The following is a 25,999-nucleotide window of genomic DNA, read 5'->3' as shown; positions in this document are numbered from 1 at the left end:
AATAAAATGTTTGGATTCGAATTTGCAAACCCGAAATATTTCCTGTTATTGATACTTTTAGTACCAATGATCGTCTGGTATATCCTGAAGGAAAAAAAGTCGCATGCTGATTTACAGTTTTCTTCATTACAGGCGTTTAAGGGGATCAAACATTCCGGCCGGATCTGGTGGCGGCATGTTTTGTTCGTATTGGAATTGCTTGCCATTATCTTATTGGTGACGGCCTTGGCTCGTCCGCAGTCCAGTAATAGCTGGCAAACTTATACCAGTGAAGGTATCGATATCGCACTGGCTCTGGACGTTTCCACGAGTATGCTGGCCCGTGACTTTACGCCCGACCGTTTAGAGGCGGCTAAAGAGGTGGCTACGAAATTTATCCTCGAACGTCCTCAGGATAAAATCGGATTGGTGGTTTTTGCCGGCGAGAGCTTTACTCAGTGTCCGTTGACTACCGATCAGGCTGTATTGGTCAATCTACTCCGGGAGGTGAAAAGCGGTATGATCCAGGATGGAACGGCGATCGGTCTGGGTTTGGCTAATGCGGTCAACCGGTTGAAAGATAGCCCCGGTAAATCGAAAGTGGTGATTTTGTTGACAGACGGTATCAATAATCAGGGAGCGATAGCACCTGTCACGGCTGCCGAATTAGCTAAAGCTTTCGGTATCCGGGTATATACGATCGGAGTCGGAACCTATGGCGAAGCTCCTTATCCTGTTCCCACTCCCTTCGGCGTGCAATTGCAGAATATGCCTGTGGAAATCGACGAAGGGGTATTACAACAGATTGCTAACGTGACCGGCGGTAAATATTTCCGGGCGACGGATAACGATAAATTACAGCAGATCTATTCCGAGATCGATCAGTTGGAGAAAAGTAAGATAGAAGTGAAACATTTCAGTAAAAAGAATGAACAGTATTTTATTTTCGGTTTGCTGGGTATGTGTTTACTGATTGCACAGGCAGTTCTGAAGTATACTCTTTTAAGGAAAATACCGTAAAATTATTTGGCTATGTTTAGATTTGCACATCCTGAATTATTATATCTCTTGATTGTTATCCCACTGTTGATTGTTTTTTATGTGGTGATGATCCGACGAAAAAAGAAGGCGATAGCAGAATTCGGTAATCCGGAATTACTCGGGCCTTTGATGCCTCTTTTATCGTTCAAGCGGGGCACGTGGAAGTTCGTTATGCTGATGCTGGCCTTATTGTTTGTCATTGTCGGAGTGGCAGGCCCTCAGTTCGGTTCGAAACTGCAGCAGGTGAAGAAAAAAGGTGTAGAGTTGATGATCGCTCTCGACGTTTCCAATTCGATGATGGCACAGGATATCAAACCCAGTCGTTTGGAAAAAGCTAAGATGGCCATTTCCCGGATGGTAGAGAAATTATCGAACGATAAGATCGGTTTGATTGTATTTGCGGGGGATGCTTATGTGCAATTACCTATTACTACCGATTATTCTTCGGCCAAGCTTTTCCTGTCGAATATCAGTACGGATATCGTACCGGTACAGGGGACGGCTATCGGGAGTGCGATCGATCTGGCCGCCCGGTCGTTTACACCGGAAACCGAGACGTCCAAAGCGATTATTGTCATCACGGACGGAGAAAACCATCAGGATGATGCGGTTGCGGCTGCTAAGCAAGCCCATGAAAAAGGAATCGTAATCCATACCATAGGGATGGGATTGGAACAGGGTGCTCCGATCCCGGAGAAAGGAAAACCCGGACAATTTATGCAGGACGCACAGGGGAATGTAGTCATCTCCAAACTGGACGAACAAACTTTGCAGGATATAGCTAAAGCCGGAGAGGGGCTGTATATCCGGGCCAGCAATACCGAAGTCGGACTTAACCGGCTCCTGGACGAAGTCAATCGTATGGAGAAAAGCTTGCTTGAAGAGCGGGTATATAGTGATTATGCCGAGAAGTACCAGTACTTCCTGTTGGTGGGGTTGTTTTTCATCTTTGTGGAGTTTATGATTCTGGGCAGAAAGAATAAACATTTTATGAAGATCAATCTTTTCAAACGCTAAAAGAAAAGACAGAGAATCGGATTGACGATAATAATGTACGAAAAATGATGAATGTTATGGTAAAGTCTATGATAATAACGGTGGTGACCTTGTTGGCTGCATGGCCCGCTATTGCTCAGCAAGAACGGAAATTTATCCGGGAAGGAAACGAATTATTCGAAAAACAGGATTTCGAAAAGGCTGAGGTGGAATATCGTAAAGCTGCCGATAAAAAGGCAAATTCATTTGAAGCGGCTTTTAATATGGCCGATGCTTTATATAAGCAGAAAAAGTACGATGAAGCTCTGGAACAGTTTTCTGCTTTGGCAAAACAAGAAACCGATAAAGAACGGTTGGGCGAAATTTATCATAATATCGGGAATACTTTGTTAGCGATGGAGAAAACCGACGAGAGCATCGAAGCGTATAAAAACTCATTAAGGAATCGTCCGGCTTCTGAACAAACGAAATATAACCTGGAATTTGCACGCCATAAACAACAACAGGATCAACAGAATCAGGATCAGAACAAGGACCAGAATAAAGATCAAAACAAAGATCAGAACAAGGATAATCAAGACCAAAATAAGGACCAAAACCAGGATCAGCAAGATCAGAATAAAGATCAACAGGATCAGAATAAAGACCGTCAAGATCAGAACAAAGATCAACAAAATAAGGATCAGCAAGATCAGAACAAAGACCAGCAAAATAAAGACCGTCAAGATCAGAATAAAGACCAGCAGAATAAAAATGATCAGAATAAAGACCAGCAACAACAACACCCTCAGCAACAGCAGGGTAAGATTTCTAAGGAGGATGCGGAACGTTTGTTAGAGGCTTTGCAGAACGATGAAAAGAATGTTCAGGAAAAAGTGCAGAAACAAAAAGCACAGGAACAGAAAGCAAAGAAAATGAAAATCGAAAAAGATTGGTAATTTTGCGGCTTAAATAAATATGGCAATGAGACAAATCGGATTAATCATATTGTTATTTTTCACTTCACTGGCTTACGCCCAAAATGTAGAATTCAAGGCTTCTGCTCCTTCTGTAGTTGCCGTCGGTGAGCAGTTTAAGTTGGAATATACCCTGAATAAAGAAGGGGACAATCTTAAAGTGCCTACCCTGGAAGGATTCGACCTGCTGATGGGACCTTCCGTAGGACAATCTTTTTATTCATCGAATATCAATGGGAAAATGACGCAGAATGTCACTTTCTCCTATACCTATATTTTGGAAGGAACTAAAAAAGGTACTTTTCAGATTCCCGGAGCGACAGTGATTATCGATGGAAAAGAATATACATCCAATGCTCTGAAAATAGAGGTCGTCGAAGGTAGTCGTAATTCAAACGGTAATCAGGCGGCGACAAACCGGCCGGTGCAGCCGGATGCCAATGCTACGGTCAATGACAATAACCTGTTCGTTAAAGTCGAGGTCAGTCGGCGTAGCCTGTATATGGGAGAAAGTCTGATGGCTACGATTAAAGTGTATACAAAGGTCGATCTGGTCAATCTGGGCAGAACTAAATTTCCGGATTTCAACGGATTTCTGGCCGAAGAAGTACCCACGCCGCAACGTATCGAATTGGTTCGGGAAGCGGTGGACGGGCAGATTTACAATGTCGGAACTATCCGGAAAGTATTGTTGTATCCGCAACATACCGGAGAGATTACGATCGAGCCTTTCGAGTTGGAATGTATTGTCCGTCAGCGTTTAGCTAACGGAGGCCGTAGTTTCTTCGACGAGTTTTTCGGTAATTACAAAGATGTCCGGGCGATGCGGAGAAGTAAACCGGTCACTATTCAGGTGAAAGAACTTCCTCAGCTTGGGAAACCTGCCGGTTTTGGCGGAACGGTAGGGAATGTAACGATGGCCACCTCCCTTTCGGCGGATACGGTGAATGCCAATGATGCGATCACTTATAAAGTGACTTTCCGCGGAACGGGCAACCTGAAGTTATTAAAAGCACCGACGATTAATTTCCCCCTGGATTTCGAAGTGTATGATCCGAAAGAATCCAGAGATCTGAATATTACGGAAAATGGCATGGCGGGTAGTGTTTCTTTTGAATACCTGATCATCCCCCGTTATTCCGGAGACTATAAGATTCCGGCCATTCGGTTTTCTTATTTCGATTCACAATCGAACACTTACAAGACCATTGCGGGGGCTGAATACAATATCCATGTCAGAAAAGGAGCCGATAAAGGGCAGGTGGAAACTTCGACCGGTAATCAGGTAAAGTCGTTCAAGAAAGAAGATGTCCGTAAAGTGGGTGAAGATATCCGTTACCTGAAAACGGAGGGATTGAATCTGAAGGCTGCCGGGGTACGTTTCTTCGGAACTACCTTATACTGGTTGGCTTTATTGATTCCGTTCGTATTGTTCGTTGTCGGTGCAGTCTTGAACCGCCGGAGAATCAAAGCGAATGCCGATATAGTCCGGGTGAAGAATAAAGCGGCCAACAAGATGGCCCGCAAACGCCTCAAAGTGGCTGCCAGCGCGATGAAAAATCACAATGCAGAGCAATTCTACGATGAAGTATTGAAAGCCCTTTGGGGATATATGAGTTATAAACTGAATATCGACCGTGCCGAACTGAACCGGGATAATATCAGTGAAATTCTCCAGTCGAAAGGAGTAGAGGAAGACAGAATCAAGGAATTTATCGCTGTATTGGATACTTGTGAATATGCCCGTTATGCTCCCGGAAGTAATTCCGATCAGGAAATGGGGAAAGTATATACAGATAGTATTGATGTGATTACAAAGCTGGATAAAGCCATCCGGTGATTAAAGATTAGAAACTATGAAAAAGATATTGTTGATATTGCCGGTTTTACTGATAAGTTTGTGTGCCTTAGCCGCTATTGATCCGCAATCGGAGAAACAGGCAGAGGAATTTTACCGGGAGGGAAAATACAATGAAGCAGCTGAAATATACCGGAAATTGAGGGCCGGTGGCATGGAATCGGCTATCTTATATTATAATCTGGGTAATTGTTATTATAAACTGGGAGAGAATACGCAGGCCATATTGAATTATGAACGGGCCTTATTATTAGACCCCTCGGATGCTTCTGCCCGCTACAACCTGAAAATGGCCCAGCAAGCTATCGTAGACAAAATCGAAGTGTTGCCCGAATTGTTTCTGGTGAGGTGGTACAAAGGGTTTGTCGGTTATTTTTCCGCCGATCAGTGGGGATATATCTCGGTTACTCTCTTTATCCTCTTTTTGGTAATGGCAGCTTTATTTTTCTATTCTCCTTCGGTCGGTATCAAAAAGACTGGTTTTGTCGTGGGGATTATAGCCTTTTTCCTGACTGTCGGGACGATGTTTTTTGCTATGCAGCAGGATAAGAAAGTCACCGACAGAGAGTATGCGATTATTACAACTCCGAGTGTGACGGTAAAAGGTGCGCCGGATAATAGCGGTACGAGCCTGTTTTTGATTCACGAAGGGCTGAAAGTCCGTGTCGTAGGCCAATTGGGGGATTGGTACAATATCCGGATGGCAGACGGCAATGAAGGATGGGTAGCAAAAGGAGATCTGGAAAAGATCTGACCGGGAAAAATCAATAATTATTTTATTTTTGCAGACATATCCGGTTAGCGGACATCCTATTACTATTAAAATACACGAACGTTGAGTATATATAGAGACTTTGAGTTGTTCTTTAAAGAGAATTATTCCCGCTTTTACTTTTTCGCCTATCAGATGATCGGTGAAAGAGAAATATGCCGCGACATCGTGTCCGACTCATTCGAATCGATATGGAGCGTTATCTTGTCCGGAAATAAAGAACGGGAACTCAACTGGAGCAAGTACATGTATTCGCTCGTACGCAACAAATGTGTGGATTACATCCGCCACGAGACGGCTAAAGGGCGTTATGCCGATTTCTATCTGCACATGTTCGGCAATGAGGAAGAGGAGGAAACCGACGATGAGACTGAACGGCAAATCGAAATCATGTACCACATGCTGTCGGAGTTCACGCCACAAACCGCACGAATATTGGAATTGTGTTATTTTCAGAAAAAAACATATAACGAAGCGGCCGAGGAACTTCATATCAGCGCCAGTGCTGTGAAGAAGCATATTGTGGGTGCTCTGAAGGCTTTTAGAACACGCCTCAAAGAGCCGTAATCTTAAAAATGCTAAAAAATGAAATAAGGGGGGAACAGATACCATACCTTTATGTTTTTACATTAAAAAGAGAACAGTAATGAACGAACGGAACAGGCAAGAAGATAAATGGGAAAAGATAGTCGAGTTATGCGAAGAAGGACATTATCTATCCGAGGAAGAGTTGGAACAGTGGAGCAACGACCCTGAAGCACTCGATGTATGCAAAGAACTATTGCGTTGCAAAAACGCTGTGGCACGTAGGTTCGAGAAATGTGCTCCCAATTCCGAAGCTGAATGGGAACGGTTTCACGCACGGCAGAAAAATGCAGCTTCCTCCAAAAAGACGGCTCCTTCACGTCTCACGGCGAATCACCGTTTTCTATGGGGAATCACGACGGGCGTGGCGGCTTCGTTTCTGATTGTTTTTCTTTATACATGGTATAGGGGCTATCCTGTCCATGAAAATCCCTATATGGTATTTCAAGCGACCGAGAGTCAGCAGCAAGTGACACTTCAGACCAGTACGGGCAAACATATCGCTCTTACTAAAGTGCCCCTTAAAGAAGAGTTGCATGCCATCAGCACTTCCCTGGATAAGGCCGATTCCGCCGAACTTACTTATCATGATGTCCCGGTAAACACTCAAATTGCCATAAAGGAAAAGATAGAAATGCATGTACTTTCTGTTCCTCGGGGACAAAACTTCAAACTGGTGCTGCCCGATGGAACCAACGTATGGATGAATGCCGAAAGCCGTTTGACTTATCCGTCACGCTTCACAGGTAACGAACGGATTGTGCAGCTAAGTGGTGAAGCATACTTTCAGGTAACCAAAGACCACAGTCACCCGTTCGTCGTGCAAACCGACGGACTGCAAGCCAGGGTATTAGGCACGGAACTTAATGTACGTCATTATGTGCATGGTGAAGTCCATGTAACCCTTATCAATGGAAAAGTAGAAGTTTGTCATGAATCTGAGGACGGGGCCGTCTGCTTGAATCCCGGTGAAGAGGCCACTTGGACAGAAAACAGTAAATGGGTTATAAAAAATGTCGACTTGGATCCGTTTATCTATTGGAAAGAAGGCTATTTCTACTTCGACAATACGCCACTTTCTGCCGTTATGAAAGAATTGGGACGCTGGTATAATATCAACGTTATTTTTGAGAACAAAGAACTGATGGATTTAAAAATCCGCTACTTCTGTGTCCGTAACGAAACCTTGGAACGGGCCGTTACATTATTGAATCACATGAAGAAAATCAAGGTTTCCATTAGCGGAAATACGGTATATCTTCGGTAAGACACCGAAAGGCTTGTCTCTAAACAAAAGCAATCTCTTTTTCCTTGCTCCCTGAAACAGCAGTGTCAGAGACAGGAAAAAGAGATATTTTTTTAATCTTTATTAAAAAACACTTTAATAAGGGGTACCTTAAAAACGGGATATTACGATATATAATTGAAAACCTTTATTAATACTAATTATGAAAAAACTTTTAGGTGTCTTTGTTCTGATACAACTCACTGCATTGCTTTTTCCCAGCATAATCGTCGCGCAAAGCAATCAGAAAGAGATTGTATTGGAAATTGAGAAGAGAGAAAAACTCTCCCAAGTGTTTAAGCTTTTGGAGAAGGCTTCAAATTTTAAAATCATGTTCATCACAGAAGAGGTGAACCAATATGAGTTTCAGGGAACTGTCCGCACCAAGGACATTCATGAAGCCCTAAAACAAATCATAGGCAGCTATCCGCTGACCTACACCATCGATCGTCAGTTTATCACTGTCACTGCAAAAGGAAAAGACAAATCGGACTCTGCCACAAAAGAACCCATTAGACTGAAAGGAAAGGTGGTGGATGAAAACGGTCTGCCGCTACCGGGTGCGAACGTCATTATCCACGGCACCCATACGGGAACTGTGTCTGACCTCGATGGAGAGTTCAGTCTGAAAGTACAACCCAATGATGTGCTCAATTTCACCTTTATCGGCTACAAAACCGATCAGATTCCTATAAAAGGTAGGGATTACATCAAAGTGGAGATGGAACCAGAAAGCAAAAACTTGCAAGAAGTAACAGTAGTCGCTTTCGGAGAGCAGAAAAAAGAGAGCGTTGTCTCGTCCATCACTACTGTCCGCCCGGGTGATTTGAAAAGTGCCAGTTCCGATCTTACCACCAGTTTCGCCGGAAAGATTCCCGGTATGATTGCCTGGCAAACAGGCGGGCTTCCCGGAGCGCTCACCGAAGACGAAATGAATACCAAATTCTACATACGGGGTATCACCTCTTTCCAATCCAGCGCCAATTCCGATCCACTAATCTTGATTGACGGAGTAGAATCCTCCAAACTGGAACTCTCCCGCTTGGTCGTAGAAGACATCGAATCGTTCAGCGTACTGAAAGACGCGTCCGCTACCGCCATGTACGGTGCGCGTGGTGCAAATGGAGTGATTCTGGTGACCACTAAAAAAGGAGAAGAAGGCAGTGTGTATACCACAGCCCGATATGAAGTGGTAGTAAGCCGCCCGACAAAAGAAATCGATGTGGTAGACCCTATTACATACATGAAAATGTACAACCAGGCCATTATGGGACGTTCCAATGCAGGAGTACCCAAATATAGTGTCGAGTACATCAACCGTACCGCTTCCGGTAGATACCCGTCTTGGGTGTATCCCACAAACGACTGGTACAAACTTTTATTCAAAGACCAGAGCATTAACCATCGGGCAGGTGTAACCATCCGTGGCGGTTCCAAAGTGATTCAATACTATGCGTCGGTAAATTACAACTACGATCAGGGGATGTTGAAATCGGATAAGCTGAATGATTACGACTGCAATATCAGTAATCATCAGGTGGGTTTCCGTACGAATCTGAACATCAACCTGACTTCTGGTATCCGTTTGGTCATCAACTCGTCCACCAACATCGACAAGTATCATGGACCGGACAATAACCAGACTTCGGCTTATCAATACGCATTTAACGCATCGCCTGTCGATTTCGCTCCGATATATCCGGCGGACGCGACCTATAACTGGCCTCATATCCGTTTTGGTACGACTTCGGACGGAGCGGCCAACCCTTATATGGAAAACCAAAAAGGATACAAGGAACGGACACGCTATTCCACTACCAACAAAGCGGAATATATTCATAATCTCAGTTCTTTAGTAAGAGGTTTGGAGGCACGGCTGAGCGTTTCTTATGTTCAATCGGGTTACTATGATAACACCTTTACAACCACTCCATACAAATATTATCTAAAAAGCTACGATTTTGAAACGGGAGAACATACCCTAGCCGGAAAAGATAATGCTTTGGCTTCCAAGACTCTGCGAGCCGGAAGAGGAGGCAACACTACCGACACGCGTGTAACGTATGAGGGGCGTCTTTATCACACTGCCGCATGGGGTAACCATCAAACCTCTCTCACCGGTGTAGTCCAGGCATACGAACGTACTTTCACCCCGATCCAGTCTGTGCTGAACGGCATGCCACAGCGTAACCTGACCTATTCCGTAAGGGGCTCTTATGGATACAAAGACCGCTATTTCGGTGAGGTAAGTGTAGGATACAATGGTTCCGAACGTTTTGCCAAAGGCAACCGAATGGGAGTCTTTCCGGCATTCGGTGCCGCTTGGGTTGCATCGAACGAGAAGTGGATGCAGCGTACTTCCGACTGGCTTTCATTTCTGAAGTTCCGTTTTTCTTGGGGAAAAGTAGGTAATGACGGCATTATTTCTACGCCGCGCTATGTGTATTTGCAGGACATCGGATCTACAAGTTCGGGAACGACCAAAGATGTGGAAGCCTACAGAACAGGCGGTTTCAACCGTAGAATCATCAACTTTTACGGTGATGAGGATATCCAGTGGGAAATTGCCGAACAGGCCAATTTAGGTGTTGAGACTAAGCTGTTCAAAGGACTGTTGGAGATACAGGCTGACATTTATCAGGAATTCCGTCATAACATCCTCTCCAAACGTTATGTCATCCCGGCCAATGTGGGTATAGAGGTGGCACCGTTGGACAATATCGGTAAAACCCGCTCGCGAGGCATTGACCTCTCTGCTAAAATACAACATCAGTTCAGCAATGACTTTTGGGTGATTCTGAACGGAACACTTACTTATAATAAGGTGAAGTATGAAGAAATAGAGGAGGCTACCAACAAACCATCCTGGCAACGCATGAAAGGCAAAGAAATCAGTCAGGCGATTGGCTACATTGCCGAGGGACTGTTCCGCGACGAAGCCGAAATCGCCAACTCGCCCCGCCAGGACGGTGATGTGATGCCCGGCGATATCAAGTATCGCGACTTGAATGGTGATGGAAGCATTACAGTGGCCGATGCCACCTATATCGGCTATCCGGAAACGCCAAGATTGATATATGGCTTTAGCGGATTCATTAATTACAAGAGATTCGAATTCAGTTTCTCTTTCCAAGGCTCCGGCAAGCGCACGTTTTTTGTCAATCCCAGCGCCATCTCGCCCTTTGTTGGCAATCATGCCATGCTGACGGCTATCTATAACGATCACTGGTCAGAGGATAACATGGCCACCCGTCCGTTTTGGCCCCGTCTTTCTCCGCAGAATATCACGGCACACAATCCGCAAGAGAACTGGTACGCCGGAGCTGAAACCCGCAAAAGTACTTATTTTATGCGTGAATGCAGTTTCTTGCGTTGCACCTCCATCCAGTTGGCTTACAACATGCCGCGAAAGTTGTTGAATAAATGGAGAATGCAAAATATGAAGTTCTTTGTCAGCACCAACAACCCTTTTTGTTTCACCAATTTCAAACTGTGGGATGTTGAGTTGGGAGAGAACGGATTCAATTATCCTATTCAAAGAACTTATTCTTTAGGATTCAATATTAGTTTCTAAAACGTATGATGATGAAAATACAGCATATTATATTATCCGGTGTTTCGGTTCTTTTATTCTCTGTCATTAGTGGTTGCTCCAACTACTTGGATGTAGTGCCCGACAATGACATAGAGACCATCGAAACCACTTTTGAAAAGCGTGAAGGCGCTTACAGTTGGTTCAAGACCTGTTATTCAATGATTACCATGGATATTTCGGACATCATGACTTGTCCGGCCTATTGGGGTACCGATGAAGTGGTGGCCGACGATTATATACGTTTGAATAACCCCACTGTCATGCCAGGTATCATGATTGCCGACGGCCTGCAAATGGCTCAGTCTCCTTATGGCAATGTGTGGAAAAGCACCAAATTTTACGGAGGTATACGTTATTGCAACCTGTTTCTTGACCATATCGACGGGGTGTATAACATGCAACAGAAAGAAAAAGATTTGTGGAAAGCCGAAATACAAGCGTTGAAAGCACAGTATTATTTCGAACTGATGCGCCGCTACGGCCCCATCATTCTGGTGCCCGAGAACATTGATGCCGCCGCATCTATCGAAGTGATGCAACAACCCCGCCGTCCCATCGATGAGGTGGTGAAAGCTATTGTCGACCTATGCGATTTGGCCATTCCCAAACTTCCTTATTACAGGGAACAAGAACAAAACCACTACGCCTACTTCTCCAAAGAGGGAGCTGCGGCTCTGAAAGCCATGGCTTTGCTCTATGCCGCCTCACCGTTGTTTAACGGGAATAAAATGATGGCAGATATGAAGAATAAGCAGGGCGAACGACTATTCCCCGAATATGACCGAAATAAATGGAAAACCGCTGCCGAAGCTGCCGATGAAGCGTTGAAAATAGCTGAAGAAGGAGGTAAGGAACTCGTACAGGGCAGTACTGTATGGCCTACTTCTATGCTGAATACCATCCGGAATATTCAACAGTCGTGCCTCGACTATGACTATGCCAATAAGGAAGCGCTGCTCTGTGTGCGTCACCAGAGATTCACACCGCCTGTATTCTATCATTTCCGCGTTCCTGAAGAAGATCAGGACTATTACGATCAGTTTCGGATAGGTGGTTTTGGCGCCTCCATGAAGATGGTGGAAATGTTCTATACCGAACACGGTCTTCCTCTCTCGGAAGACAAGCAATGGGTTGCCTCCCGCTACGAAAAGAGCAGGGAAAATGATGAACGCTACCGGAATGTCGTCCCGTTGAACGAAGAGGTTCTGAGCCTGCATCTGCGTCGCGAACCCCGATTTTATGCAGATATCGCGGCCCATGGCACCTACTGGTATAAGAAAACTGTAGGTGGCGGTAACGAACCCCTCTACTGCAATTGTCTGCAAGGACAACGGATGGGAACTTCCTCCAAAAATTACGATATCCAGACTCCGCAGAACCTTACCGGTTACTATATCAAGAAGTTCGACAATGCGGATGTGGCGTTCAAAGACTACTACTCCAATAGTACTTCCGAGTCGGGCGATATTCTGCTTCGTTTGCCGGACTTGTTGTTGGCCTCAGCCGAAGCTTGGAACGAATATTTGGATAAACCGGACGACCGGGTGTATGCTCCATTGGACCGGGTACGTGTCCGCGCCGGCATCGACAAAGTGCGTGACGCTTGGAATAATTATGCGCGAAATCCCCAGAAAGTAACGACGCAAGCCGGTATGCGTGAAATCATCCGTCAGGAATGGAACATCGAGTTTGCGTTTGAGGGACGCCGTTTCTATAATCTGCGTCGCTGGATGACAGCCCACGAAGAGCTGAACACTCCTCTGTACGGCTGGAATATCTTGGGTGACACGGAGGAACGTTTCTTCAACAATTATACCAAGCCGATTGTGGTATGGAAGAAACGCAGCTTTACCGCTCCGCGCGATTATCTCTTCCCCATCGGAAGTGAAGAAGTAATGATTTCGGGATGTGTGCAGAATCCCGATTGGTAATTAGTATAGATTAAAAAATATAGAACCTATGAAGAAATTGATTTATCTGATTATGGCCGTTTGGGCATTCACCTCCTGTAATGATAGCGATGAGGCCTTTACGGTAGAAATATCGGCCGAAGGATTTCATTTCACTCCGATTATGGGTGGGGCCTTGTTACAATACACATTGCCGGACGACCCGGAAATCATAGCCATCAATGTACGCTATCAGGACGTATACGGAAATCCTATTCTGAAAACAGGAAGTAACTCAACCGACAAGCTGACTTTGACGGGATTCAATGAGTCGGTTAACAATATTCCCGCCCAAATTACTTTCTTGAGGCAAGATTATACAGAGTCTCAGCCTATTGACATACAGTTCGGCACGCTGGATTCCTCGCCTATTTGTTTTATCAATAATGCGGAAGTCCAATCCGGATGGAACGGTTGCACATTGAGTTTCGACAATCCGGAAGGCACAACAGGCATGGCCCACGTGTTCTATTTGGGGAGTAATCCTATCGACCAACAACCGGACACTATCCTGATTGAATCGTTCCCGCTGAGTGCCGGAGCAGATGTCAAACATTATACTCCGAAACAGAAAAGCGCCTTCCACACCATTATCGTACGGGTGGAGGACTATCGGGGATATATGGTGAAAGAAAGGGTATGGGAGAACATACAGGCTTTCAACACCGAACGTCTTGACCCCGCCTTGTTCGACATTTTCTATGCGAACTCCTGGGAAGTGCCGGAAGAGAAACTCGGACTCCAGTACCTGAAAGACGGCGATGTAAACGGTGCTACCTGGTTCGAGGAAAGAAACAGGCATTTCTATTACACTTTTATCTCGAAAGAGAACGGTGTGGGAGAAAACTCGGAACCGATGTATATCGATTTGAAGAAACTGCGTCCCATTTCGGAACTGCGTTTCTACGCCATGCGACACCTTGGTAGCAACTGCCCTCAAACTGCACCGGACAATACCCCTTACATCGGACCGCAGTACTTCAGTCGCTTCTTTGCCAACAAACTACCCTCCTCCGTCACCATTTATGGTTGCAGGGAGAATACGGATAGCCACAATTGGGATGCCCTGCAATGGGAGGAGCTGGCTTCTTTCGAAGATGATCCGGATGCTGACTACAGAGACCGCTGGACCTATCATGCGGCAACATGTAGCGGTACGTCCGGGAAACATAGTTGCACCTCTCTGCAAAAATTACAGGCTGTCGACCCGATTTATCGGGCCCTCTCCGTCGATATCACCAAACAAAGGGAAGGGTTCCGCTACCTGAAAATCAAATTCAACAGTGCGTTCAATCTGGAAAGCATCTACGAACGGGACGAAACGACGAACAAGATAAAGAAATATCTGACTTTACACGAATTGGAAGTATACGCTGATAAAGACTAAAGGAGGAACATGAACATGAAAAAATATATAGGATTATTATTCGCCATGTTGGTGATGGTATCTTGCGAATCGTTAGAAGATACCTATGAGGATTTTGCCGGTAACGGACCTGTCCGGTACTTGGGAAAATGTACGGACCTCACCATTCAACCGGGATGGAACCGTCTGCAAGTAAGATGGACGAACAGTCCGGACCCAGTCATCAGGCACATCAGGATAACCTGGTCGAAAGACGCTATGGTGAAAGAGGAATTAGTGGACCGGGAAACATCCGAGTACGACATCACGGACTTGGAAGACGGTAGCTATGAAGTGACGATATGTGCTGTCGATAAAAATGGGAACACTTCTCTGGAAAGCACCGACTACGGGCGTCCTTACACCGAAAACCACGAAATGGTGCAGGCTTTCACGCGTGTCATTTCCAGACACTTTTTCTTTCAAGATCGTCTGATACTCTTCTTTCTTGGCTGGGAAGACAATGTGAACGAGGCATACCTGACCTATACCAAAAAGGACGGAACCACCGGGCGGCTGGATTTGACCAAGAAGATTGTCAACAGCCTCTACTATATGGTACCGGAAGAGATAGACCTCTCTAAACCTGTGGAGTTTTACCGGAAAGGCTATATCAGCGGCTGCACCGATGAGATTGTATTCCAACCCATCGAATTGGAACACAACAAAATCTACAATGCCGACTTCAGACAAGACATGCTGCGGCAATATGGATACGAGTCTATTCCGGAAGAATGGGCCAACACGGTAGAGACACTGGAATTGGACCGCTCGTTCAGCAATTTCGCCGATTTGCTGAACTTCCCCAACCTGAAAACATTGGTTCTGGGTAAGCACCGTTACATTCTTGAAGAGATGGTGGACGACATCGAACGCAGCCAGAGCAAAGTGTATGACGTAAAAATGAGTAATTTCGTGCTCAAGACGCTGAAAGAGTTGAATGGGTTGACCATAGAGCGTTACAATCAGCACTATAAAGACTTGATGGCTTCACTCATTACCGAAATGGGAGAACCGGAACTGCCGGAATACGATTACCTCAACCTAAGCGGTCAGAAGTTTACATCTAACCCCGCAGATGAAGGCGGTGCCAATTCGCATTTGGAATACCTTACCGATAATGACCCATACAGCTGTTGGGAACCGTATGCCATGAAGGAGTCGACCACTTACGACCTCGATTTGGACTTGGGTTCTGAAAAAACACTCCGTGGGCTAAAATTGGTACAAACCTATTTCAGCAGTCTGAACGCAGAGAAGCGCGCCAAAGCTCCCAATACCGTCAAGATTTATGTCTCTACGGATGGGAATAGCTGGCAATACGCCACTTGGTTGGAAGAGTTGGAGATAGGAAACAGTACGGGTGAGACCAACATTATCCCGTTTGCCGGTGAGAAACAGGCACGCTATGTACGGGTAAGGGTCACTACGCCGCTTTATGTGCAGGCTTATGAGGTGACATTGGCCGAAATAGGACTCTATTAATCGTCGAAGGTATATCGTAAAAACTGTATTATCCTGAAAAAGTTTACTTTAAACTTAAATAGGGACATTCATTAAATATTATAAAATCAGCCAACTAATTCATACACAAATTATTGCGAATTAGTTGGCTTTTTGTATCTTTAGGTATTCCCCCGAAAACAAGGTTTGACGGCCCAAACGGGGGAAATACCCAAACTAAGATATGGCTAAGATACAAAATATTTCAGAAATTCACCCTACTTTGGGTTTTACAGAATTTGATATTCTGGAAAAATACCGCAAGAGTTTTCATGAGAGTGAGCTTGGCAGGCTTCATTCGTTGTTTCCGTTTGAATGTATGGCAAAAGCCGCAGGCCTGTCGGAGCGGCGCCTGGGCCGCAGGAACATATTCAGTCCTTGTGCAAAGATCGCCCTTATGGTCCTGAAGGCATACACCGGATTCTCTGACAGGCAGCTGGTGGAACATCTGAACGGGAACATACACTACCAGATTTTCTGTGGAATCATGATCCCCCCGTCCCTTCCCATAACCAACTTCAAGATAGTCAGTGCTATCCGTAATGAGATAGCCTCCCGCCTTGACATTGATTCCTTCCAGGAGATCCTGGCTTCACACTGGAAACCTTATCTTGCAAACCTTCACGTGTGCATGACCGATGCCACATGCTATGAGAGCCATATGCGTTTTCCTACGGATATGAAACTCCTTTGGGAAAGCCTCGAATGGCTCAACAGCCATATATGCCGGCATTGCATGGATCTGGGCATAAGGCGTCCGCGCAACAAATACAGGAATGTGGCGGAATCCTATCTGTCCTGCTGCAAGAAAAGAAAGAGGAGAACTTCAAGGACAAGAATGCTTAAGCGCCGTATGATCAAGCTTCTTGAAAAGCTCCTCAGTCAAAGGGATGGGATCCATAGTGAGTACGGTGCTTTACTCCGGTATACCCAGGATTACCAGAAGCGTCTTTCCATCATCAGAAAGGTTCTTGTACAGGAAAAGGAAATGTTTGAAGGGAGGAAGGTCAGGGACCGCATCGTCAGCATTGACCGTCATTATGTACGTCCCATTGTAAGAGGCAAGGAAACCAGGTCCGTCGAGTTCGGTGCGAAGGTCAACAACATACAGATAGACGGCATATCGTTCATCGAACACCTCTCGTTCAAGGCTTTCAACGAAGGTATACGCCTGAAGGACTGTATCCGCATGCAGCAGAAGCTCATGAATGTGAGGGTAAGATGCGTGGCTGCCGATTCCATATATGCCAATAATGCCAACAGAAAGTTCTGTACAAAATATGGAATATCCACATCCTTTGTACGCAAGGGAAGGGCGGCCAGGGATGAGCCTTTGAGGAAGGTGCTTAGAAGCGAACTCTCCAAAGAAAGGGCCACCAGGCTTGAAGGCAGCTTCGGCACTCAAAAGCAACATTACTCACTCTCAAGGATAAAGGCACGGAACAGGAAGACGGAAATCCTGTGGATTTTCTTCGGGATACATACGGCAAATGCCATACTGATGATTGACAAGGTCAGGAACAGAACGGGGAAAGCTGCATGATATGAGTTTACTGGAAGAAGCAGAAGAGGTCAGAAGACTTCTTCCGGAACTTCATGTTTTACCAGATAAGAGTATATGGGAATATACAGAAAAATGAAAATAATAATGGCAGATGAAGTGATTATACTCTATCATTTTCATTGGCCATGGTATTTTGTGGGGACATTTACTGAATATCCCGAAGGACGTGTCATATTGGCATCCAGTACTTTTCCCTCCCGATCTATCAATAGAAAACGGGGAATCCATGAAATCTTATAATCCTTTTTAAAAGTATCTTCTTCGTTTACCCTCAATTGGATACCATCCAGGCTGTCCTTTTCTATCTTGGCCCGCCAGGCAGCTTCATCCGCATCGATAGAGATACTTACAAAACAAATAGGCTTATCCTTGAACTCCTCTTTTAATTTATGAAATGCCGGGAGTTCGCGGCAACACGGTCCGCACCAGGTTGCCCAGACATCGATATAAACGTAATTGCCCAGCCAGTCAGATAAATTCTTCCGGTTACCGTCTTTATCCAAAAGGGAAAAATGGGGTGCTTTTCTACCTTTTTCCAAACGGGTATATTGTTCATACGACCGGAAAAATGCTGCTTTTTGTTTTTCATCCTTTACCTTTTCCCGATAAAGGGGTAAAAACGCTTCCATTCCTTCTGATCCGAAGTACCTGATATATCCGGACATGCTTTCGTCGACTAAATAACCCGCCAGTTCTTCATCCTTAATGTGATTGCATATATAATCCAGTTCACACTTTAACTTATCCAACGGTTTACCTGTTTCAGTTTTTTTCTTTCTCCCAGCAATTGTATACCATTCCTGAAAAACTGGCGGTATTCCCAGAATTCATGAGCTGAAGGATCCTCCTGAAGCAATTCCGATACTTTCCGGTAATACCTTTCTCCCGGGGAATAACTTTTCAGGCGTAATAATCTGGCATGACGAAGGGGATAATCCAATAATGAATGGCAAGCCACATAATAAAGCCGTTTACGCTCCGATTTTTTAAAATCCGCCGGCAGAGGTAAAGAATCAAGATGTGATTGTAATCTGCCGGGCATCAGTGCCCATGCTTTCAAAAATTCTTCTTCCCCTTTTTCATACCCCGGATCCCGGTTATTCAAAAACGGACTGTTCAGATAGATATTGATCGCTTTAGCCGCTCCGGCAAATTTAATCTCTTGTCCGTTCAGCCGAGTAATTTCCTGTTGTTGTCCCGGTACAAGATAAAACGAATAAGCGTTGCGCGGACCATATAAAACTGCATATCCGGGAACCAGTGAATCCGGAATAGTTATCTTCCCTATGCCTGATTCATCTAGTTTCACTTTATAAGTTTGTTCCCGGAACCCGATCCGGATTTCCTCTTGCCCGAAAGTGGCGTCGAAGCGGACTCTTACCTGGGAAAAGGCTTGTGCTTCCCACAAAAAACAGCAGGAAAGCACAAAAACTATTTTCAAACCTCTGCTCATTTTAAGTACCGTATTTCGGGTAATTATATTCCATATCCAGGATTTCTCCGAAACCTTCGAATACTTTTTCCGAAGCAATATCGATCATTCCGTTCACCTCATTGATATAGTACATATAAATTTTCCCTTCTTTCTTACTCTCATTGTAAGTGGAAAGAATCAGCACTTTATTGTTATAGGGATGATTCGGAATAAAACGATGGATACAGGGTTTGAATATTTTCATTCCCGTTATTTTTTCATCAGCTTGGGCCAAAGTGTAAAGTTTTTCACCGGTATTCGTTCCATTGTAATCATACCGGTAAATATCCCGGTCGGTAGCATATAAAAAAACAGGACCGAGTGAACCTACTGCGAAATATTTCGCTTTCTCCAGTTCCGGACAATTGTCTGCCGGGTATTTCCCTACACCGATATTGGGCTTTGTGTCAAAATTGAAAACGCATAATGTCATTTTTTTCGTATCCCAATCCTCGAATAATCCGTATTCGTAATTATTGTATCCTGTTTCCATATAACGGAGGCTGGCATGCATATTTCCCCAATCGAAAGGCTGGGTTGTCGTGGCCACTGCCAATTCTTTCAAAATCCATGTATTCTTCTCGATTCCCAGAAAACGTCCGCCGATTTCATCATAAAGAATACCCTGATAATAATCAAACCATTTAGGGGCATAAGGCGATGCTTTATAAGTCAGGCCGTCTTTCAGGATCGGTTCGGTATAAGTTGTAAATCCCGTACTCCTGATCGCACTGTATTCATAAAAACGACCGTTCGACACGATCGCATCGTAGCCAAATCTTCCCGGGCTCCAGTAATATTGCCAGAAAATGTAACTTTCCGGTTTCCAGGATGATAGGTCAAGTACCAGGGTGGACATATCAAATGTTTTTTGCATGGTGATGGCCGACAGGCGGGCCCCGCCCTTATCGGTAAGCACAATCACATTCTGATATCTTCCGATACAATAATAGCTGCCGATGACAACACCACGTCCGGGCAGGGCTTCTCCATTGACTGTCTCGTATACATTGTGTAAAATTTCGTCATTTTCTACCCGGTTTGAGAAATAGGGACTCATGATTAAATCGAAATCCGTTTTGCCTTCTTTTTCTTGTAAAACCATCCAGCCTTCGGTAATACTTCCCTGTACCGCCAGGTAAATTTGCTTGTGGGTTTTCACTTCCGTTTTCTTATTGGTAACGGTTAGTACCAATGTATAAGAACCTGGAATTTCGGCTACTTCGTATGTCAGATTTCTGGAATTTCCTATCTCTTTTTGTTCCCAGACCCCACCAATTTCGTTGGACCAGATCCGCCAATTGAATTCATAGTCGCTTTCCGGAGCATCGTTTAAATCTACATCTGCAGTAAGTTCTAACGTCTTGAATTGAGTTGCATATACCGTATCTTGCATTTTTATGTCAACATCGGGTAAATCTGTGTAGTCATAATTCCCCGTATCATCATAGCAGGCAGCCAGATTGATCATGAGAGGAATGAAAAAAAATAAATATATGATCTTTTTCATTGTGCTATTCTTTTATCGTTGATATATCGTTCAGAATGTTACAACCAGACCGTTTTCATCGGTCAGGGGTTCTCCCGGGTGTGCTTTATTATATTCATATAAAGCATTTACCATTATACCCGTGTAGTAAATGCTTTCTGAAGTGCTCCACTTATCATAATCGGTGGCAATTCCCAGGGTTTGGATGACAAACTGATGTTTTATGCGGCTATATTCACCGAAAGGCCAGCCTGCCGGTTCTGTCAGATGATTGGTTAATACAATTTTATATGTATTCTCATTTACAGGAGCCGCTGCGAAGTTTTCATTGCCACAGAGCCGGAAGGTGGCTACCAGATTATGATTCTCCAACTCCGGGGTTTTCTTAACCTTTACTTTTAAAATTCCTTTTATCGAATCCGCCGGAAGTTCACTTCTTTCAATTATAAAATGGTCATTTTCCTGGGCTGTAGTTTCTTCTTTTACTACTTCAACTCCGATTTCCCGGACTTGTCCAACTGCCAGTCCGACAAGTTTAAAGGGGATTTCTACGATATCTTCTTGTTTGTCAGGATGCAATGCAAAAGAATAGACTATGCTGTCATTTCCCTCTGCTGCATAAATAAAACGTAAAGAGGCATATCCGGCGTCATATTGCACATAATTGTCTTTTTGACAACTGCCACATCCTATTGCGATCAGGACGGATAATAGCAGACCGTATTTATATATAAAATGTTTCTTCATAATCTTTTCTCATTAATTTCTATTTCCATATTCTAATTCCTGGTCAGGTATCGGAAGCACATAATAAGCTTTGCTGAAAGGTACCTGTACATTAGGTAGTGTTGCCTGGTCGGTACGCTTGCAATAAAAGAACCATTGCCCTTCTCCTATAAATTCTTTACGGTATTCTTTACCAATAGCTGTTTGTAATTTTTCATCGGTCGTATCTTCTTCTTTCAAATCATCAGTAACCTCGAAACCCCTGTGTTGGCGTAAGGTATTGAAATATTCAAGGGCTTCCTTTTTCGAACCTGCACATTCGGCAGCAATCAGATACATTTCGCTGATACGAAGCAAAGGTTGACGGTTATTGTAACTGGAAGAGACTTGCCATAATTTAGTATTGACATAATAAGAGTCGATAGGTTCGAAATAATAGATATACCGCCAGTCGCTGCCACCGTACAAAGTATTTTCAAAAATTTCGTCCCTCACTTCTGCCTGGGTGACAAGTAAATTACCCACCGTATTGTTTTCGCTTTTTTTCAGGTATGTTTCTGTTATCGTTTCTAATCTCGTATTGTTCAGCATGAGGATACATTCCGTCAGAAAGATTCCGTCACGGTTATCACGGGTCGTTGTCGCTACCTGGCCTTTCTCTACCCACGGATATTTGTGGGAAAGGATTACTTCCGTAGCATTTTTCAGGGCATTGACCTTATCGTTTTTATACAAATAAACACGTGCCATCAGAGCCCGGACTGCGTAATAGTTGAAATGAAAACTCCGGGTTCCCAAAAAAGATGTCGTCGCTTCTCCGGTTCTGACAGGATCGTTTTCTAATAGAAAGGCTGCTTTTTCCAAATCCGTAATTACGGAATCAAGGACTTCAGAAACCGTAGATAACGGAGTTATTTCTTTCGAAATTTTGCTGACATAGGGAATCGCTTTTTCACCGGCCCCGCTCACATAACTTTTGCCAAACAGACGGAGCAGATCGAAATGCAGAAAAGCACGTAATGCATAAGCTTCCCCTTCGTAGATTTTTTCTTCATCGGCTGCAAGAATTCCCCGGTGGTCTTCGATGCCCTGTAACAGAATATTGACGTTGGCGATCGCATTATACATGTTGTTCCAGATGCTGTTGATCACTTCTTCGCTTTTCGGATTGTCATAAACAAAACGATGCAGGTAATAATAAGTTCCGGCTTCCTGATTCCAGTAATATTGTTGTCCCAAAGCGTCCAACATTCCGAAACCGAGATGGGCACCATAAAGTTCTTCCGAACATAAAGCGGTATATACTCCGGTCAATTGATCTTTAAAACCGTTCTTATAACTGAACAGATCGTCATATTTTACTTCCGTACTCGGACTGACATCCAGCCATTCCTGACAGGAAACACTCAACAGGGAAAAGAACAAAATGCCGAGTATATTTTTTGTTTTTTGTATTCGTATCATTGTATTCATCGATTAAAAGGTTGCTTGTAAAGAGAACGAGAAAGTACGGGCGAACGGATAAGTCAACCCGCGTTCTGTTTTCACTGTAGAAGCCCGGAACACATCATCCATATAAAAACTGGCCTTTAATTGTTGCAACCGGCTCTTTTTCAGGAATGCACAATGCCGGAAATCATATCCCACGTTTAAAGATGACAAACGCAATTCGTTCAAATCCTGTACAAAACGGGAACTGGGTTTAGTCAGCCTGTAAGGATTATAAGAAAAATCGACCCGGTCACCCGGTTTTTTCCAAACGGCATTGTAAATTCGTTTGTCGACATTCAGTCCGACATTGGCATTCTCGACCCGGTCGACCAGAGTCTGGTTATAAGTCTGACCGCCGAATTGATAATAAAAAGACATGTTCAGGAAAATTCCCCGGTAATCCATATTTATTCCGAAAGTACCCGAACATTCGGGCATGGCGTCGCCACAAACCACCTGATCCTCGGCTTTCCATTCTGTCGTTGTTTCTCCATCCTTTGTCAGGAAAATCTCATCTCCTGTAGCCGGATCGATACCCAGGGAGCGGACAGCCCAGATAGCATTCATAGACGAACCTTCGATAAAACGGGTCTGGGGTCTGTTGGTATTTCCATCCAATATTTCGTTATCGACCTCGTCGTTGTAGCTTCTCAACGCATTCGATATTTTTTTCAACTTATTCGTATTTTTGGCAATAGAGAAAGAAGTACTTAAATAACGGTCGTTTTCCACATCATACAACAAATGGGCATTTAACTTCAGTTCCATTCCTTTATTTTCCGTACTTCCGATATTTTCCATATAGCTGGTAAATCCCATAGAAGGAGGAACAGTCAAGGCCAGTAACTGATCTTTGGTTTGCTGCACATAATAATCGTATACAATCATAAGACGTCCCCAGAGATTCAGGTCGAATCCGATATTGTAATCCTGGGTTTTCTGCCATTTCAGGTCATCGTTGGGCAGGGCCATTAAATGAGAACCGATCCAGTTGTCGTAGGCTTGGGTCTGATTGTAACTGAACATGGCTAAAGCCTGATATGGATTGAAGTTCTGGGCTCCGGTATAACCGGTTGAGGCACGTAGTTTAAATTGTTTCAGCCATTCTGCCTGCTCCATAAAATGTTCTTTATGAAAATTCCATCCGATACCTGCCGACCAGAACTGTCCCCACCGTTTATCTTGTCCGAAACGGGAAGACGCACTGGCACGCCAGGACAAATCGGCCAGGTAACGATCGTCGTACGAATAGTTTAAAGCGGACAAAACACCTATTTCACGACTGATGGACTCATTGCCGACAGGAGGATAATCGCTCTTGTTGAATCCGAGACCCGAAGTGATAAAACCGTTCTTGTCATTCGGAAAACCGACCATGGTGAAAGTAACTTTTTCAGAACGGCTTTGCTCCATCTTGTAGTTCAGGTTCAGAAAAAGTTGATGCTTATCTGATAATAAGGAATAATTGGCTGTTATATCCATATTGACATTGCTGCTTTCTCCCTCCAGTTTACTGTATGTGCCTTTTTCAAAAAATTTATCTTCCGAATATCCCAGGAATCTGGTATGTGAGGCCGGATAAAAGTCTTCCCTTGCATTGAGGGTTTTCGATAACCCCAAACGTCCGATAAACTTCAATGCGGTCAAAGCCTGCCATTCGATATAAAAATTATTGGTAATACTGGTATATTTACTGAAATTTTTAGTACCGATAGAAGCATTCCATAGCGGATTCCCGCAGGTTACCCCAACCAGGCCTCCTCCTCCGGTAGAACCGGCAATTTGCTTCAAATCCCCGTTTTCATCATAAGGTGTCCAATAGGGATTCAGTTTTGCATATTCGTCGAAAGAACCATAGGGAGAATCATTGGCCCGGTTAAGAGTGGTACTCAACTGATTTCTGAACAATAAGTCTTTATAACGGTAAGCCAGGGTAATTCCTCCCGTGAACGTTTGCCGGTCTGATCCTTTCATCACCCCCTTGATTTCATTATAAAGCAAGTCTACGCCATAGCGTAAATGTTCGTCTCCTCCATCCAAATACAGAGAATGCCGGTGTCCGATACCGGTATGTAAAGGTTGGGCCAGCCAATCTGTGTCCACGCCGCGTTCTATTTCCGATTTGATCTGGTTCAGATATTGTTCCCAAAACCAGGGATCTGAATAACGGCCGTGTGCCTTATCTACTTCATATTTTTCACGTGCATCACAAAGATTATAACCTGTCAGGTCGGGAATCGTCAGGCTCAGATCTCCTTTGTATGATATCCTCATCTTCCCGGCTTTCGGCTGACGGGTTTCGATGACCACTACGCCATTGGCCGCTTTGGCTCCGTATATTGCTTTGGCTGCGGCATCTTTCAGTAATACAATCGTTTCTACCCGGTTCATATCCAAATCGTAAACTGTTGTAATATCTGTTTCGAAACCGTCCAAAATGAAAAGCGGCTGATTGGGGTTACCATTATAAGTCCCTTTTATATCGGGCATGGATTGTTGGCCACGCAACTGAATTTGGGGGGCTTTGTTCGGATCCGAACCGAAATCATTGTTTTCTATAATATGAAAAGCCGGGTCTAAACTTTTCAGGGATTGTAAAACATTTTGGTTCCCCATTTTCTGTAGTTCTTCTTTCTTTATGGTCGTTGCAGCACCGGTATAACTCTCTGTTTTACGGGTAAAAATACCGGTAACGACAACCTGTTCCATTTCAGTTACGTCGGTTTGCAGGGTCACTTTTATTTCGGATTCGCCTTTATAAGGGACCTCTTTGGTTTGCATGCCGACGAACGAAAATACCAGGACTACATTTTCTTGTGAAGGAAGTGATAATTTAAATTTCCCTTCTGTATCGGTTGCACTTCCCAAAGAAGTCCCTTTTACCAAAACGGTCACTCCGGGTAAGGGTGCTCCATCCGTGTCGGTCACTACGCCGGAAATCGCCAGGGGCTCTACCGGTTGAACGATTTTTTCTGTACTTTTTTTGATGACATACACTCCGTCCACTTTCGAAAAAACAAACCCTGTACCTTCAAGGATTTTGCTCAGTATCACCTCAACAGGTTGATTTACGACTTCAAAATCATTACACTTCCGGTTCCCGATAAGTTGTTTGTTAAATAAAATATCGACACCGGTCTGATCTTTAAATTTAATCAGAACATCATTTAAATTTTCAGATTTCACGGCAAATGTGATCAGTTTGGTGTCATTATCTGCCGCCGCATAAGACAACGAAACAATGAACAGCAAGTACACTGCCGCTAACATTTTTCTTAAGAATTCAGGTAAGAAATACCTGTCAGGTGCTTTTTTTTTCATACATTTGTTA

18 protein-coding genes are annotated in these 25,999 nt (G+C 44.2%); 12 read left to right on the top strand and 6 right to left on the bottom strand.

The genetic code is table 11. The features are described 5' to 3' along the window. The first annotated feature begins 6 nt into the window (after window positions 1-6). From ODOSP_RS05850 to ODOSP_RS05795, 12 genes are all read left to right on the top strand, one after another. Window positions 7-999 carry a vWA domain-containing protein gene (locus tag ODOSP_RS05850; RefSeq protein WP_013611455.1) on the top strand — a complete coding sequence of 331 codons (993 nt, stop codon included), beginning with the start codon at window positions 7-9 and terminating at the stop codon, window positions 997-999. Window positions 1,000-1,011: 12 nt separating this feature from the next. Then, window positions 1,012-2,037: a vWA domain-containing protein gene (locus tag ODOSP_RS05845; protein ID WP_013611454.1), complete on the top strand. Its 1,026-nt coding sequence runs from the start codon at window positions 1,012-1,014 to the stop codon at window positions 2,035-2,037. 56 nt (window positions 2,038-2,093) lie between these two features. After that, window positions 2,094-2,954, top strand: a complete 861-nt coding sequence (locus tag ODOSP_RS05840; protein WP_013611453.1) for a tetratricopeptide repeat protein — start codon at window positions 2,094-2,096, stop codon at window positions 2,952-2,954. 19 nt (window positions 2,955-2,973) lie between these two features. Next, window positions 2,974-4,812 carry a BatD family protein gene (locus tag ODOSP_RS05835; protein ID WP_118107030.1) on the top strand — a complete coding sequence of 613 codons (1,839 nt, stop codon included), beginning with the start codon at window positions 2,974-2,976 and terminating at the stop codon, window positions 4,810-4,812. A gap of 16 nt (window positions 4,813-4,828) precedes the next feature. Next, a complete protein-coding gene (locus tag ODOSP_RS05830) occupies window positions 4,829-5,584 on the top strand; it encodes an SH3 domain-containing protein (RefSeq protein ID WP_013611451.1) in 756 nt (251 codons plus the stop codon). An 81-nt stretch (window positions 5,585-5,665) separates the two neighbouring features. Next, window positions 5,666-6,169, top strand: a complete 504-nt coding sequence (locus tag ODOSP_RS05825) for an RNA polymerase sigma factor (protein ID WP_013611450.1) — start codon at window positions 5,666-5,668, stop codon at window positions 6,167-6,169. 79 nt (window positions 6,170-6,248) lie between these two features. Then, the gene (locus ODOSP_RS05820) at window positions 6,249-7,454 is read left to right on the top strand and encodes a FecR family protein (protein WP_013611449.1); all 1,206 of its coding nucleotides are present in this window, start codon (window positions 6,249-6,251) and stop codon (window positions 7,452-7,454) included. Window positions 7,455-7,635: 181 nt separating this feature from the next. After that, the gene (locus ODOSP_RS05815; RefSeq protein WP_013611448.1) at window positions 7,636-11,046 is read left to right on the top strand and encodes a SusC/RagA family TonB-linked outer membrane protein; all 3,411 of its coding nucleotides are present in this window, start codon (window positions 7,636-7,638) and stop codon (window positions 11,044-11,046) included. A gap of 5 nt (window positions 11,047-11,051) precedes the next feature. Further along, a complete protein-coding gene (locus tag ODOSP_RS05810) occupies window positions 11,052-12,998 on the top strand; it encodes a RagB/SusD family nutrient uptake outer membrane protein (protein WP_049782829.1) in 1,947 nt (648 codons plus the stop codon). A gap of 28 nt (window positions 12,999-13,026) precedes the next feature. Next, window positions 13,027-14,403: a DUF4959 domain-containing protein gene (locus ODOSP_RS05805; protein ID WP_013611446.1), complete on the top strand. Its 1,377-nt coding sequence runs from the start codon at window positions 13,027-13,029 to the stop codon at window positions 14,401-14,403. A 15-nt stretch (window positions 14,404-14,418) separates the two neighbouring features. Then, the gene (locus ODOSP_RS05800) at window positions 14,419-15,906 is read left to right on the top strand and encodes a DUF4998 domain-containing protein (RefSeq protein ID WP_167535986.1); all 1,488 of its coding nucleotides are present in this window, start codon (window positions 14,419-14,421) and stop codon (window positions 15,904-15,906) included. A 202-nt stretch (window positions 15,907-16,108) separates the two neighbouring features. After that, the gene (locus tag ODOSP_RS05795; protein ID WP_013611444.1) at window positions 16,109-17,467 is read left to right on the top strand and encodes a transposase; all 1,359 of its coding nucleotides are present in this window, start codon (window positions 16,109-16,111) and stop codon (window positions 17,465-17,467) included. A gap of 137 nt (window positions 17,468-17,604) precedes the next feature. Here the strand turns inward: ODOSP_RS05795 and ODOSP_RS18690 are convergent, their stop codons facing one another. From ODOSP_RS18690 to ODOSP_RS05765, 6 genes are read right to left on the bottom strand one after another with little or no spacing between them, the layout of a single operon-like run. Then, window positions 17,605-18,237, bottom strand: a complete 633-nt coding sequence (locus ODOSP_RS18690) for a TlpA family protein disulfide reductase (protein WP_049782828.1) — start codon at window positions 18,235-18,237, stop codon at window positions 17,605-17,607. Then, window positions 18,225-18,929, bottom strand: coding sequence for a hypothetical protein (locus ODOSP_RS05785; RefSeq protein WP_147348186.1), 705 nt, complete (start codon window positions 18,927-18,929; stop codon window positions 18,225-18,227). Before ODOSP_RS05785 ends, ODOSP_RS18690 begins: the two co-directional genes overlap by 13 nt. Before the next feature lie 13 nt (window positions 18,930-18,942). Further along, a complete protein-coding gene (locus ODOSP_RS05780; protein WP_013611443.1) occupies window positions 18,943-20,472 on the bottom strand; it encodes a PKD-like family lipoprotein in 1,530 nt (509 codons plus the stop codon). A 30-nt stretch (window positions 20,473-20,502) separates the two neighbouring features. Then, complete coding sequence (locus ODOSP_RS05775; RefSeq protein ID WP_013611442.1) at window positions 20,503-21,198, bottom strand: DUF4843 domain-containing protein; 696 nt, start codon at window positions 21,196-21,198, stop codon at window positions 20,503-20,505. A gap of 12 nt (window positions 21,199-21,210) precedes the next feature. Beyond that, on the bottom strand, window positions 21,211-22,641 hold the full coding sequence (locus ODOSP_RS05770; protein ID WP_013611441.1) for a RagB/SusD family nutrient uptake outer membrane protein: 1,431 nt from the start codon (window positions 22,639-22,641) through the stop codon (window positions 21,211-21,213). Window positions 22,642-22,653: 12 nt separating this feature from the next. After that, window positions 22,654-25,989 (bottom strand): SusC/RagA family TonB-linked outer membrane protein, encoded by a 3,336-nt coding sequence (locus ODOSP_RS05765; RefSeq protein ID WP_013611440.1) that lies wholly within the window; start codon window positions 25,987-25,989, stop codon window positions 22,654-22,656. Between the last annotated feature and the right edge of the window lie 10 nt (window positions 25,990-25,999).

It is taken from the genome of Odoribacter splanchnicus DSM 20712 (assembly GCF_000190535.1).
In the GTDB taxonomy this organism is placed as follows: domain Bacteria; phylum Bacteroidota; class Bacteroidia; order Bacteroidales; family Marinifilaceae; genus Odoribacter; species Odoribacter splanchnicus.
The sequence above is the reverse complement of the archived record's forward strand: the minus strand, read 5'-3'. Positions and strand labels throughout refer to the sequence as shown.